13 protein-coding genes and 1 pseudogene are annotated in these 14,270 nt (G+C 33.9%); 7 read left to right on the top strand and 7 right to left on the bottom strand.

All coding sequences use genetic code 11. The annotated features are described in order from the left end of the window. Positions 1-740 (bottom strand): annotated as a pseudogene (gene truA / locus ABWU64_RS05950) (tRNA pseudouridine(38-40) synthase TruA). Between the two features lie 119 nt (positions 741-859). On the opposite strand from truA, the gene recA reads away from it, so the two are divergent. Beyond that, on the top strand, positions 860-1,927 hold the full coding sequence (gene recA, locus ABWU64_RS05945; protein ID WP_015588161.1) for a recombinase RecA: 1,068 nt from the start codon (positions 860-862) through the stop codon (positions 1,925-1,927). A gap of 34 nt (positions 1,928-1,961) precedes the next feature. On the opposite strand, the gene pth is transcribed toward recA, so the two are convergent. Both pth and ABWU64_RS05935 read right to left on the bottom strand, forming a co-directional pair. Further along, the gene (gene pth, locus ABWU64_RS05940) at positions 1,962-2,534 is read right to left on the bottom strand and encodes an aminoacyl-tRNA hydrolase (RefSeq protein WP_353279517.1); all 573 of its coding nucleotides are present in this window, start codon (positions 2,532-2,534) and stop codon (positions 1,962-1,964) included. Then, on the bottom strand, positions 2,534-3,145 hold the full coding sequence (locus tag ABWU64_RS05935) for a 50S ribosomal protein L25/general stress protein Ctc (protein ID WP_015588163.1): 612 nt from the start codon (positions 3,143-3,145) through the stop codon (positions 2,534-2,536). Before ABWU64_RS05935 ends, pth begins: the two co-directional genes overlap by 1 nt. A 142-nt stretch (positions 3,146-3,287) precedes the next feature. Here ABWU64_RS05935 and ABWU64_RS05930 point away from each other — a divergent pair, with 142 nt between their 5' ends. Continuing rightward, a complete protein-coding gene (locus tag ABWU64_RS05930; RefSeq protein ID WP_341815654.1) occupies positions 3,288-3,587 on the top strand; it encodes an ETC complex I subunit in 300 nt (99 codons plus the stop codon). A gap of 322 nt (positions 3,588-3,909) precedes the next feature. Here ABWU64_RS05930 and rsmH read toward each other — a convergent pair whose 3' ends face one another. Next, complete coding sequence (gene rsmH, locus ABWU64_RS05925) at positions 3,910-4,794, bottom strand: 16S rRNA (cytosine(1402)-N(4))-methyltransferase RsmH (protein WP_353279516.1); 885 nt, start codon at positions 4,792-4,794, stop codon at positions 3,910-3,912. Between the two features lie 205 nt (positions 4,795-4,999). On the opposite strand from rsmH, the gene ABWU64_RS05920 reads away from it, so the two are divergent. Beyond that, on the top strand, positions 5,000-6,211 hold the full coding sequence (locus tag ABWU64_RS05920; RefSeq protein ID WP_353279515.1) for an MFS transporter: 1,212 nt from the start codon (positions 5,000-5,002) through the stop codon (positions 6,209-6,211). Positions 6,212-6,241: 30 nt separating this feature from the next. Here ABWU64_RS05920 and map read toward each other — a convergent pair whose 3' ends face one another. Both map and ftsA read right to left on the bottom strand, forming a co-directional pair. Beyond that, positions 6,242-7,024 carry a type I methionyl aminopeptidase gene (gene map / locus ABWU64_RS05915; protein WP_214241782.1) on the bottom strand — a complete coding sequence of 261 codons (783 nt, stop codon included), beginning with the start codon at positions 7,022-7,024 and terminating at the stop codon, positions 6,242-6,244. Between the two features lie 118 nt (positions 7,025-7,142). Then, positions 7,143-8,381, bottom strand: coding sequence for a cell division protein FtsA (ftsA, locus tag ABWU64_RS05910; protein WP_015588168.1), 1,239 nt, complete (start codon positions 8,379-8,381; stop codon positions 7,143-7,145). A gap of 130 nt (positions 8,382-8,511) precedes the next feature. Between ftsA and def the strand changes: the two genes are divergently transcribed. From def to ABWU64_RS05895, 3 genes are all read left to right on the top strand, one after another. Continuing rightward, positions 8,512-9,051, top strand: a complete 540-nt coding sequence (gene def, locus ABWU64_RS05905; protein WP_135352763.1) for a peptide deformylase — start codon at positions 8,512-8,514, stop codon at positions 9,049-9,051. After that, a complete protein-coding gene (locus ABWU64_RS05900) occupies positions 9,041-9,823 on the top strand; it encodes a uracil-DNA glycosylase family protein (RefSeq protein ID WP_353279514.1) in 783 nt (260 codons plus the stop codon). Before def ends, ABWU64_RS05900 begins: the two co-directional genes overlap by 11 nt. A 446-nt stretch (positions 9,824-10,269) precedes the next feature. Beyond that, positions 10,270-10,797 carry a demethoxyubiquinone hydroxylase family protein gene (locus ABWU64_RS05895; protein WP_015588171.1) on the top strand — a complete coding sequence of 176 codons (528 nt, stop codon included), beginning with the start codon at positions 10,270-10,272 and terminating at the stop codon, positions 10,795-10,797. Positions 10,798-10,928: 131 nt separating this feature from the next. On the opposite strand, the gene ABWU64_RS05890 is transcribed toward ABWU64_RS05895, so the two are convergent. Next, positions 10,929-12,023 carry a hypothetical protein gene (locus tag ABWU64_RS05890; protein ID WP_353279513.1) on the bottom strand — a complete coding sequence of 365 codons (1,095 nt, stop codon included), beginning with the start codon at positions 12,021-12,023 and terminating at the stop codon, positions 10,929-10,931. 386 nt (positions 12,024-12,409) lie between these two features. On the opposite strand from ABWU64_RS05890, the gene purF reads away from it, so the two are divergent. Then, positions 12,410-13,795 carry an amidophosphoribosyltransferase gene (gene purF / locus ABWU64_RS05885; protein WP_015588255.1) on the top strand — a complete coding sequence of 462 codons (1,386 nt, stop codon included), beginning with the start codon at positions 12,410-12,412 and terminating at the stop codon, positions 13,793-13,795. Positions 13,796-14,270: the final 475 nt, after the last annotated feature.

Here is a 14,270-nt window from a genome sequence, read left to right as displayed (position 1 = left end):
CTAGTAATCTATCTTTACTAAGTATAAGCCGTAAGGCGGTGCTGTGATTCCAGCAGCGTTTCTTTTGCATTGACTTAATATATTTAACATTTCTTGTGGATTAGTTCTATTTTTTCCAAATTCAACTAAAGTGCCAACAATAATCCTCACTTGGTTATGTAAAAAGGAAATCGCAGATATTTTGATGTATATATGACTTCCGCTTTGTACTATATCAATGTCATCGATTGTTCTTACTGGATTTGTGGCTTGACAGTCTTTTGAGCGGAAACTTGAAAGATTATGTTTTCCAAGCAGGTGTTTGGCAGCTTCACGCATGATATTTACGTCGAGTGGATTGAACACTTGCCACACATAACCAGTTTCCAGAGCTGTGGGAGCATAGCGATTAATTATTCTATATTCATAATATCTTTTTTTTGCTGAGAAGCGTGCATGAAATGCATCATCTACAAGTTCTGCACCAAGCACAACTATAGGAATCGCTTTTAAGTGGTAATTTATTCCATTTCTTATTCTATAAAGCTCAAATTGCCTTTCCATATCAAAATGGGCAACTTGCTCTAAAGCATGAACCCCTGCGTCAGTCCTGCCACCACAATGCAAAGAGACTCTCTCGCCACTGAAGTTAAATATAGCGTTTTCTATAGTCTCTTGAATTGAGTTAGCAGAGTGTTGTTGTTTCTGCCAGCCAAAAAAAAACTACTACCATTGTATTCTATCGTTATTTTGTATCGCACTACAAAGTCTATCTATCTTAATATAATTTAGTTCACTAACGTTCTTCGTTATTAAAAAACCCTTGGCAGATTGTTTGCGTTCAATTACCATGGAAGTTATATAAGTTAATAAATGATCCATGGCAAACAACTCAGAAGAAAGAAATAATGATAAGCAAAAAGCACTAGATAATGCAATAAGCCAAATTGAAAAAGCATTCGGTAAAGGTGCAATAATGAAGCTGAAGCAAAATCCTGTAGAAAAAATAGACACAATATCTACAGGGTCGATTGCACTTGATTCAGCTCTGGGTGTTGGGGGATTGCCAAAGGGACGTATAATTGAGATATTTGGCCCTGAGAGTTCTGGTAAAACTACCCTTGCTTTGCATGTAATTGCTGAAGCACAGAAAAAAGGAGGATTATGTGCATTTATCGATGCGGAGCACGCACTGGATGTTATATATGCTCGTAAACTTGGAGTAAACACCGATGATTTGGTGATTTCACAACCAGACACTGGGGAACAAGCGTTACATATCGTTGAGTATTTAGTATGTTCTGGTGCAGTTGATGTGATAGTCATTGACTCTGTTGCAGCATTAACTCCAAGAGCTGAAATTGAAGGAGATATGGGCGATCAGCACATGGGACTACAAGCAAGACTTCTAAGTCATGGGCTCAGGAAGCTCACCTCTGCAGTTTCAAAAGCAAACTGTATATTGATATTTATTAACCAAATCCGTATGAAAATAGGAGTAGTATATGGAAATCCTGAAACTACCACCGGTGGAAATGCGTTGAAATTCTATACTTCTATAAGACTTGATATAAGAAAAATTGGTGCAATAAAGGATAAAGAGAATATTACGGGTAATGAAACGAGAGTTAAAGTTGTAAAAAATAAAGTTGCTCCTCCATTTAGAGAAGCAAAATTTGATATAATGTACAATGAAGGCATATCAAAACTTGGGGAAATAATAGATATAGGAGCAAAACTTAATGTGCTTGAAAAGGCAGGTGCTTATTATTCATATAACAATACGCGTCTTGGGCAAGGAAAGGAAAATGTAAAAAATTATCTCAAGACAAACAAAGAAATTGCAAATGAAATAGAAGGAAAAATCAGAGATTTATTTAAAAATCACGATGATTCTATTGCAATAGAAGAGGAACGCGAACAACTTCTAGAAGAATCAGTATTCTAATCTAGATTAGTTTGTATTGAGCAGTATTCGTTTGCTATACTAAAGTTTCACTCTCAATTGAGTTGATAAAAGCTACGTTATCTCCTTGCAGCATTAAGTGTATATTTTTTGCTATTTTTTCCACTAAGAGGATAACATTATCAAAATTTTCAAATTTTGATAATACATAATCTGCTAAGCTTTTCTGACCCTCAGGTCTACCCACTCCAAATCTCAAACGCCAATAATCGTTACCAATAAAGCTATCTATAGACTTCAGTCCATTATGTCCGGCTGAGCTACCGCCTTTTTTTATTTTTATTCTTCCGAATTTTAAGTCAGCATCATCATGTATGACAACAATGTTGTCTAGCGATAATTTGTAAAAATTTTTTATTTTTGCAACAGGAATGCCTGAATTATTCATAAACGAATAAGGCTTTATCAGTATGGTTTTATTATTATTAATTATGCCTGAGGTTATCAAGTAATCAGCTTTCTTAGCTTTCTTAGAAAATGACTGAAAATTCCAATACTTGCAAATTGCATCAATAACTATGAAGCCAATATTATGATGAGTTAACTCATATTGACTACCAGGATTACCAAGCCCAGCTATTAAATGCACTACTCCTCTGTTTTTGTTTGAGACTCTTCAACATCACTATCAGCGGCAGAAATTGTCACAATGGTGAAATTTTCTTCCTCATGAGCTACAAACTTAACACCTTCTGGTAATTTTATATCATTGATATGTATAGACTGACCGATCATTTTGCCAGACAAATCAATTTCTATGACTTGAGGTATTTTCTCAGGAGAGCATTTGACAGTAATAGAACGACACAAAACATTAAGCACTCCACCTAATTTGATTCCTGGTGATTTACTTTCATTGATGAATGATAAAGGTATATCTATTTTAATTTCACTACCTTTATCAACAAATTGAAAATCAACATGTTGCACAGTATCTTTTACTACATGCCATTGAATATCACGAACAAGAGCATATTCTTTTTTCCCCGAAATATCTAGTTCTATTAAATGTGCAGAAAGAGCACCTGATTTATATTGTTTAGTAAATTCCTTTGCAGACAATGTCAAATTTACGTTATCATGCCCTTTACCATATATAACTGCAGGTATACTTCCCTTCTCCCTCAGAGCCTGCATCGCTTTCTTTTTTTTTACATCACGTAACTCTGCATTAATTGTTACCATTTCTTGCCGTGCCATTGATTACTCCTATTCAGCTAATCCTTTTTATATAATTTAATAATATAACATAAAAATATTTATTTCAAACTTCATTCTTTCACACTAATTTTTTGTGGAAAAATTTATTTAGATATATACTTAAGATTACGTAGTAAGGACTATGAGTATTGACGATCAAGTAGTTTTTAAGATTTATAAGCCAACAAAAACTGCAACACAATCTGGTTTGGGTAATACAAAATTCTGGCACCTAAAAATTGAGCCTTGTTCTTACTATATTGAACCTTTGATGGGGTGGTTTGGATCAAAAGATCCCCAAAAACAGATTGTATTAAAGTTTGATTCTCTTGAAAAAGCAATATCTTACGCAAAGAAACACAACACAAAGTACACAATTGAAATGCCAAAAGATGTTAAAAGACTACCAAAATCTTATGCAAATAATTTCGTATCAAAGTAAGTTTTATCGTAGTGTGTTTATCTAAAAACCTAAACCTAATCGTTACTATGATTTTGCTAACACACTAAGGTCATTTAGATAGTCGAACCTGGCTACCTAGTATCAAAGAGTTATTTTTTTATATATTTCTCCATAAGCTTTACAAGCCCCTTTTGGATTACTCAAATAACTTCATTCTGCTTGAAGAACTTTTATGTTGCTTTGCACTAAATTAATTTCACGTTTTATTTGTGTTAGCTATTTATTTAGTGAGTGGACATGTAATTTTACCTTAAATAACCCTATAATAAAAACATAGTTATTGAAATAATACAGAAGGTTCTCATGACAACCTCTGTATAGCTCTTAATTTTGCTGAGCGCGCACGCGGATTTGCATTTATTTCTTCCGCACTTGCTTTAATCACTTTTTTGTTTAAAAGGGAGAATGTCTTGGTAGGTCCTGGTTCACATAAATCTTTAAAAACAGTTTTGACTATACGATCTTCTAAAGAATGAAAAGTAACTACAATTAATTTGCCGTTCTCACTTAAAATCTCAGATGCAGCTTTAATACCCCTTTCAAGCTCTCCTAGCTCATCATTTACCCATATTCTGATTGCCTGAAATGTCCTAGTTGCAGGGTCAATCTTGCTTTTTCCACGAAACACTACAGAACGTACAATATCCGCAAGTTCAAATGTAGTTTTGATAATTTTCTTCTTCCGCGCATTTACTATCGCTCTTGCGATTCTGCGGGAATGACGCTCACCCCCATAATTATATATAGTGTTCGCAATCTCTTCTTCACGTAAAGCGTTAACAAACGTCGAAGCATTCATATGAGAATAGTTATCCATGCTCATGTTAAGTGGGCCATCACGTAGAAATGAGAATCCTCTATCTCCATTATCAAGCTGCATAGATGAAACTCCAACGTCGAAAACTATTCCATTGATACCTTTAATATTATTACTATCTAATAAATTTTTAATATTACTAAATTTCTCAATAAATAGATTTATTCTATCAGGGTATTTAACGTTCAGATCATCATAAAATTTGGTAACTGTTTCATCCCTATCAATTGCATACACTTTGCAATCAGCGGATTCCAATATTGCTTTGCTATATCCTCCAGCTCCAAACGTGGCATCCACATATATACCGCCACTGTGTGGTGCTAATTGAAATAGCATCTCTTTTAACAAAACTGGAGTATGTGTCATATCAAGAGACTTTGTGCACTTAAATTAAAATAACTTTCTCGCCAAAAAATATATGGAAATATATAGGTATAGTATAAGAATATTTAAATATAATCAACGATATAAAAATTTAATAAGATAATATTATTAATATAACATTTACATGATTCACGTTTGAAAAAGTAAGTAATATTACTATAATATCAAACAAATTACGGAAGATTTTGTGCGACAAATAACAAAAGTAATACTATCAAGTTTAATTTGTAACACTTTGTTGTGGTATGATCACATGCTTTTCAGCCATCTAATAAGCATAATCGGAGATGTGTTTTTTCCATCAGACGACAAATTAGTCAGCATACTTAAAGCTTTTGGAGTGTTTGCAGCGGGTTTCTTAATAAGACCAATTGGTGCTGCTATATTTGGCCACATTGGCGATAAATATGGAAGAAGGATTGCTCTATTTCTCTCTATCATATTGATGACTCTATCAACCGTACTTATTGCATTTGTTCCAGGGTATCAGAACATTGGGGTACTCGCATCAGTACTGGTGGTATGTTTAAGATTATTGCAGGGTATATCTCTTGGAGGAGAGGTAGGAAATGCCCCATTTTTAATAGAGCATGCTCCTAAAAATAAAAGAGGATTCTTTGGCGGTATTGAAGTATTGAGCGCAATTCTTGGCTCAATATTAAGTCTTATAGTGGTGCTTATATGCAAAAAAGTATCCGATTTTGAATCTTGGGGATGGAGATTGCCTTTTATTTTCAGTTTTGTAATAGGATTAATCAGTATATATATGAGATATATACTCGATGAAAGCCCAGAATATAAAAAGCAGGAAAAGCCACATGAATTACCGTTAAAAGAACTGTTAAATGGCTATAAAAAACCTTTTCTAATATCAATTGGAGTTGACATAGTTGAGAATGCATCTCTTTACATATATTTAGTGTTTTTTAATCTACTTGCATCAACAATAAACACTCACTTTAATCACGCAGTAGAAATATTGAATCAGGTTGCACTTGGAGGATTGACTATACTATTTGCAATACTTTCTGATAAGGTAGGGAGAGAAAGAGTCATGAAATTTGCATTTGTGACTTTTATAGTAGTAAGTTATCCAGTTTTTTCAATGATACTAAGTGGTAATAATTTGCTCACCATAATGGCGCACGTTCTTTTTATAATCCCAATAGCTGCTTCTCTTGGTCCTGTTAGCGCGTTTATGTGTGAATTATTCCCAATAAAGGTACGATACAGTGGATTTGGTTTATCAAGAAATATAGCTTCGGGATTTTTTGGTGGTCTTGCACCATTTATATGCACAACTATTATCAAAGTTACAGGACAAGGAACTTTAGCAAGTTTTTACATGATTTTCTGTGCACTAATTGGGTTAGTTGCTATATCACAAGTTAAGAGTTAGATTTTTTCAAAAACCAAGTGTTTAAAAAATCTAATCATAAGGTGGAAAATGCCAATTTTTAGGTGATAGTGTAAATATTTCAACTCCATCTTTTGTGACTCCAAGCGTATGCTCAAATTGTGCAGAAAGTGAAAGATCACGTGTTGTCACTGTCCAGCCATCTAGCTTGCTGAGCAGAGTTTCATGTTTTCCAGCATTGATCATTGGTTCTACCGTAAAAAACATGCCTTCTTTTAAGATAAGATCCTCACCTTCATCATAAAAATGTACAACATTTGGTGGAGCATGAAAAACCTTTCCTATGCCATGTCCACAATAATTGCGTACGATAGAATATCCAAAATCTTCAATATATTTTTCTATAGCAAATCCTATTTCATTTAACTTATTGCCAGGCTTAACTTGTTTTATCGCTTCCATTAGCGCATTGTAGGCAGCATTACACAAACGCTTTGCTTTTATTGAGGGTTTACCAGTCCAAAACATGCGACTTGTATCACCATACCAGCCATTTAAAATTACTGTAACGTCAATATTTAAAATATCTCCATCTTTAAGAGGTTTATCATCAGGAATACCATGACATACAACAGCATTTTTCGAAGTACAAATTGATTTCGGATATCCCTTATAATTCAGTGGTGCTGGAATTGCACCTGCATTGATTATAAAATCATGACATAGATCATTTAATTCATTAGTTGTTAAGCCTACTTTGACGTATGGTGCAATAAAATCAAGGGTTTCAGCTGCAAGCCTGCCAGCTTTACGCATAAAGTCAAAATCTTCTTGTGAATGTATAGTTATGTTCATGTTTCTTGCGTTTTTATTGTAATTTTCTGCTTCTCTTACGGATACATCAGTGTAATAATACTATAAAAATAAGCTCCTAGATCAAGCCATTTGTGTATTAAGAGATAAAGACAAAAATCTAGACTGTGACTTTTGATTTAACCCAATGGTATAACTTACTTATTTTGCCATCGTGATCAAGCATTCCAGAATTATTTCTATAAAAGGTGTCAACTATTAGCTTTATAGAGCCTAAAGCAGCAGAAAATACAGGATTTTTGTCGTATTCGCCATCAAGACCACTACACGACTCAGGATACCCAATACGGACCTGTTTATTAAATATATGGCTAGCAATCTCTTTAATGCTTGCCAAATAGCTAGTACCACCTGTGATGACTACTTTGTTGATTAGATTTTTCTGCTCCTGAAATTGGTCTCTTATCAGTTCAAGTATTTCCTCAATCCTTGGTCTTATGATGTTAACAAGTTCAGATTTGAGCACTTGAGTCGATTCATCGCTTTCGTTACTTTGCACTGTGATGTATTCATTCTCATCTATTGAAGTTATGATAGTGCTACCGTATAGTATTTTTATGCGTTCAGCATGCTCTATACTTGTGCATAATCCATAAGCTATATCTCGGGTAATGTGAATGCCACCAATTGGAATGCTGCTTGTGTACACAAGTTTTCCTCTCTTAAAAATTCCAATTGCAGTGCATCCACCTCCTATGTCAACAACGGCAGTTCCTAGCTCTTTTTCATCTTTACTTAGACAGGCAAGGCCTGCAGAATATGCAGAAGCAACACAACCAGCCATACTTATCCCACTATTATTAGTTATACAATTTTCGATATTGGTAAGCGCTGGACGCGAAGCAGTGACAACATTAACATCAGCAGACAATCTTTTTCCATATAATCCACTGACCTCCTTTATGTCAGTCATATCATCTAAGTGATATTTAAGTGGTATATTGTGAATTATAACATTTTCTTCGATATATTTCTCAAATGTCTGAAAGACTACACGTTTTATGTCTCGGTCTAAAATTTCGTGATTAGCTGCAATTATTTCGTTATGTACGTTAAAAGAAGAAATCCCACATCCAGCCACATTCACATATATCTGGTCTATAGTCTCTTCTGATACTTGTTCAGCTAAACCTACAGTTGATGAAATAGAGTAACTTGCATGCTTTGCATCAGTTATTGATCCACCACTTATACCTTCTGCACTTTTATAACCCGTTCCTATTATTTTATAGCTAAGATTGCTATTAATCTTAACAATTAGACAAATAATCTTTGTTGTGCCTATATCTAAAACAGCAAAGATATTTCTTTTTGGCTTTACTATTACCGCAGAATACATTGATTGACCTTATTACACAATTTCATTTAAATTGCAGCTCCCTTCAATAATTTATATTTCTATTATAAATGTAGCAACATTTTAATATACCTAGACAAAAAGAAAAATAAAACACAGAATTACAATTTTTATGTCTAAGTTACCAATTGTAATTGCCCCTGACGAAAGATTAACTACACGCGCCAGTGAAGTAACAGATATAACCGATAAAATTAAAGAATTAGTAAACGACATGTTCGAAACTATGTACGATGCAGAAGGTCTTGGTCTTGCTGCAGTACAAGTTGGAGTGCTGAAGAGAATTTTTGTCATGGACGTTCAGCCAGAAAAGGCTGGAGATGAGCTAGTAGGGTATGACTCAGTTGGCAAGTTTTGTATGATTAACCCTGAAATTAAGGAATTATCTGATGAACAAGTCATTATGAGTGAAGGATGTCTTTCAATTCCGGAGCAAAGCCATGAAATCAAGCGTCCAAAATATTTAACTGTAAAATATAAAAACTTAAATAACGAAGAACAGACGCTAAAAGCTAGTGGTTGGCTTGCAAGGTGTATTCAGCATGAATTGGATCACTTAAATGGTATATTATACATTAGACATTTATCTAGGTTGAAGTATGATTTGGCTATGAAAAAAGCACAAAAGGTTAAGAGGCACTATGAGCAATGAAGATCTAGAATTGTTGAAGTTCTATCATGAAGTGGGAGTTGATTGCACACTAACTGAAAGTGAAGAGGAAAAAAAAATGGAAAATGAGAGAGCTGCACAATCTTCTGTCATCGAGCAGAAAAAAGAACAACAAACCATGTTCCCAAGTGACTGGATCATTGAAGCAAGGAAGCTTGCAAGTGAATGTAGTAGTGTAGACGAACTAAGAAGTGCAGTTAAGTCATTTGAGGGTTGTGAAATAAAAAAAACTGCAACTAATACTGTTTTTTCTGATGGTAATCCGAATGCAAAAATCATGCTTATTGGTGAAGCACCAGGAGCAAATGAAGACCTGAAAGGCATGCCATTTTGTGGTGCAAGCGGAATGCTGCTCGATAAGATGCTCGGTGCAATTAGTCTGGACCGCACTAAGGTGTATATAAGCAATGCGGTATTTTGGCGTCCACCTGGTAACAGAAAGCCAACTGATCTGGAGCTTGATATGTGCAGACCATTTGTTGAGAAGCACATTGCTCTTATTTTACCGCAAATTCTGATTTTTGTCGGAGGAATTGCATGTTATAGCCTTCTTGATAACACAAAGACTATATCGAACTTGCGTGGCAGATTTCATACTTATACTAACCAATATTTATCTCATTCAATTACTACAGCCGCTATATTTCATCCAGCCTATCTACTTCGTCAACCAGCACAAAAACGCTTAGCTTGGGAAGATTTGAAGAAGATTAGGGAATATCTTGATAACACCAATAACTACACGGATGTTTAGCTTACTACTCGTTATCATCTTAGTACCGGCTAATTGAATTAAATATTGAAAAATCTACTAAACAGAGAAAAAGGCAAAAGAAAATCTATCAGCTACTACCTATTTTTTTAATAGGCGTTTTTTATTGTGTTAAATCCTTTGATAAGCGCATTTTAGCTTATGTGGGTAAAAGTTTTATAAAGACATAGAGTGCACATAGTGCAAAAAATTAAACATCAAGTATATTGAGCTTTTTGTCGTTTTATCTGCACAGACTGAAGATAAATAATATATCTTCACCCTTATTTTAAGGAGAATGGCGGAGTCCGTCAAGTAACTCTTGCTGTTGCTATAGCTGCTTGAGTTCCTGTAATCACAATGTTGGTGCAATGCACGCATGGAATTTTATTTACTCTATAATATGTTGGTTTATAGTAGTACTAATGCAGAAATAAAGGGAGGAGACATTGGAAAGCAATATAAAAAAATTGAAAGGAAATTTTTTAGAACAAGCAATTAGAGTAAATCATGCTGGCGAATATGGAGCCATTTGTATTTATTCTGGTCAAAAATTTATTCTTAAAAAATCTTCCATAATTGACAAAATAATTGAAATGGAGGAGCAGGAAAAAAAACATTTCCACTATTTTAATGAGAAAATCAAGGAGCAAAGAGTTCGTCCTACTGTTTTGTTGCCAATTTGGCGTGCTTTAGGGGTGTCACTTGGTGTTGTAACTGCTATGATGGGTAAAAAAGCCGCTATGGCTTGCACTGCTGCAGTTGAAGAAGTGATCGGAGAGCACTACAAGGAGCAAGTCTTACATTTAGAATATGGGGAATTAAGAGAAACCATAAGTAAGTTTCGTGATGAGGAGTTAGAACACAGAGATATTGCAATTCAGCACAATGCCGAAAGCGCACTTGGCTACAACGTTTTATCTTTGTTCATAAAAACAAGCTGCAAAGCTGCTATTTACCTCTCTAAATTGATTTAATCAATCACTATTTGACAACCAACCACAGTTGCCTTTAGTTCTTGTGCTAATTGCTGCCCCATATCCTCTACTCCAATCGAATGCGTATGAATGTTTATAATTAATTTCTTAATTATTATCCTAAAAATACATTAATTTAATTCCCTATTAGAGTTTTCTTGTTGTTGTAAACATGTTTGCATAAGACTAGTAGATGGAACGTTTTTAATAGTCTGAGTTAACTCCTCAGGAATATTTTCAAAACTCTTGCCCATAACTTCTAAAACACTTTTCCCCCGTATAAGACAATTCCCTCCAAAGCTTGATTTGTTTTCTAACTTGCTAAACCTTATTTTGCTTTTCTCATCAATTTCTACTACCATTTTGTTACCATCTTTCCGTAGATAAATACTAATCTCTCTTATTTTAGTAGTAAAAAATATTTCAATACCACCTTTTAAGATATCTGTGTAATTTCTTTTTCCATCTTCTGTAATTTCAACTTTTACTATACTTTCCTTAATCTGAAATATGCCAACTTCTAAATCCTTAGCTTTTTCATTATTTAAAGTTCTTGCAGTTTTAACAATACTACCTTGTGGATACTTAATATAAAAATATTTATTATCTACTTCTACTTCAAGATCATATTTATCAATTTGCTTGTTATTTTCTTTCACAATACCTTCAAATGCTAGACCCTCTAGCATTTTTTTCTTACTCTTACATTGCTCGTTAAGATCATTTAAATAATTAGAGCCGTAATATCCGCCTTCAATATCGCTATAAAAAGATAATCCTTTTTCTACCCCACCTTTTAACACTAAATTACGAGTGATCTTTTGTATGATATTTTTTGTAGTTGAATTGTGTGGATTTGCATGAAAGCGATTAATTAATTCTTCCATTTTTTCAAATATAAAATTTGTTACAGTCTTATTATCCTTACCGTAATATGAGTTTAATCTTATTCCTTGATTTAAATAACCCTCTATTGTGCGTTCCATGTACTTTAAAACGCTTTCTTGCTCATCGTGTTCTGTTATACCTTTTATCATCTCATCACAAAATTTTTTAACTAGAATTTGTTCATCTGTAGTCAATGGTATTTGCAATTTCGTAAAAGATGAGTCTCGCTCAAAAAGATAAATTATTGACAATTCCTCTGCTCTTTTAATAAAGTCATAATTCCTTAGATATTCTGCAATATCTTTGTTTTTTGCGTACCTTTTCTTGGTTAAATCCATATGCCTATCTTTACGACTTATAGTCGGTATTTTGGATTTGATGAATTACTCTGTTGACTATTGAAGAAGCTGTTAGAGAACTGTTCAGGCTCTAAAATAAGATTACTTTCACCTTGTTTACCTACTTGATTTAACATATTATATACCATAACCACTAAAACTTTTTAGTGACTACTTCAATACATAGATAAGTCAATAAAAATATCTTTTTCTCTTCAGTGCTAAAAAATTGTCAAAAATCTCAAAATTGGTTAATTGCATATAACCTACTTTCTGGTATACATCAAAACTACTGTAGAAAGCTTCAACTTTGAAAGGGATTAACAAATAAAACTCTTGTACTTTGCCTCTACTAAAGTACAATCAGGCTTTATTTAATATTTTTCATGCTTGATGAAGTACATGAGGAGTGTGGGGTATTTGGCATAAGTTACAACCAAAGTGCTGCTTTTAACTCTATACTTGCTCTCCACGCCTTGCAGCATAGAGGTCAAGAGTCTTTTGGCGTAGTAACCAGTAACAACGATAAGCTGCACTCCTATCACTTTCAAGGTCAAGTGAGCAGTGTATTTGATGATATAGATGAAATAAAGAAATCCTTACCTGGAGATTGTGCAATAGGTCATGTTCGATACTCAACAAGTGGTAGTAAATTTGGAGTGCAGCCCATATTTGGCAAAAGTGGCAAATTTGGGGATTTTGCCATAGCACATAATGGTAATTTAATTAATATTTCTCCGATACGCGAACAATTAATTAAACAAGAGTGCGTTTTTCAGTCAGATATTGATACAGAAGTAGTAGTGCATCTGACAGCAAGTGGTGAAAAAGATAGCTTTTTAGAGAGTTTTATATATGCATTAAAGCAAATACAAGGTGCTTATTCTTTTGTGGCAATCAATCAAGAAGTAGTTATTGGAGTACGTGATCCATCTGGAATCAGGCCTCTTGTTTTAGGAAAGTTAAACGATTCTTACGTTCTTGCATCTGAAACTTGTGCTCTTGATATAATAAATGCAGAGTTTATTAGAGAAATAGAACCAGGCGAATTAGTTACCATCAGTTCGGATAGTAAGCTAGCCTCAATGTTTCCTTTCCCACAGCAAAAATCAAGTTTTTGTATTTTTGAATACGTTTACTTCTCGAGACCAGACAGCATAATGGAGAATAGGTCCATATATGATATAAGAAAAGAAATAGGAAGAATACTTGCAGAAGAGAGCCCACCAAAAAACAATGTAGATATGGTTGTACCAATACCTGATTCTGGAATACCTGCAGCTATTGGATATGCAAAGCATTCAGGATTACCTATGGAACTGGGGATAATTCGCAATCATTACATAGGAAGAACTTTTATACAACCAACTGCTGAAGTACGTAAAGTTAGAATAAAATTAAAATTCAATGCTAATAAGCACACTTTGAAAGGTAAAAACATAATTTTAATAGATGATAGTATAGTGCGTGGTAGTACGTTAACAAACATAATAGTTATGCTAAAAGATGCAGGAGTAAAAGAGATTCACCTCAAAATTTCAAGTCCACCAATTAAGCACTCTTGTTTTTATGGAATAGATACGCCAGAGTGCAAAGATTTAATTGCTGCAAATAAATCTGTAGAGGAAATTAAGGAAATTATAGGAGTAAATAGCTTAGCCTTCTTGAGTATTAATGGATTATACAGGGCTGTTAAAGAAGAAAAACGTAACAATGCTACACCGCAATATTGTGATGCTTGCTTCACTGGTGACTACCCAATTGGTAAGTAATCTATTATTAATGAAGGTGAGGTTTTTTCTATATTACATTAACACTTTTAAAAATAGGTTTTTTGCATAACCATATAGTTTTTGCCTGGGCGTCATTTGAGTGAAAACTACTTTACAAATTTCGTCATTCCCTTTACTATGATAATAAGAGTATTTATCATTATTTTTGATCTGCAGGTTCAATTACAAAATCAGTAAAAAACTCAAATATTTATTGGCAAATTACACAAAAATTATAGCGGCTTTTTTTATTTTTTCTACATTCAGCCAAAACGCGCTTGTTAGGACATTATTACAACGCCAATTTACATTATTAAAACTCTTCACGCGGGGATTCTTTTGCCTTTTTTCTTCATTTGGTAAATTTCTTAATATTTATAGCAAAAAGAGCACAGATGTCATTCTAGTGCCCAGACACTGGCATCCAGTTTTTTCATGATCATCAAAACGTTGTATTTTAACATAAAATGGCTAC

Origin of the sequence: Wolbachia endosymbiont (group B) of Xanthorhoe designata, from assembly GCF_964028585.1 — a bacterium.
Classification (GTDB): Bacteria; Pseudomonadota; Alphaproteobacteria; order Rickettsiales; family Anaplasmataceae; genus Wolbachia.
Note: the sequence above shows the minus strand (reverse complement) of the source record. Positions and strands in the feature narration are given on the sequence as shown.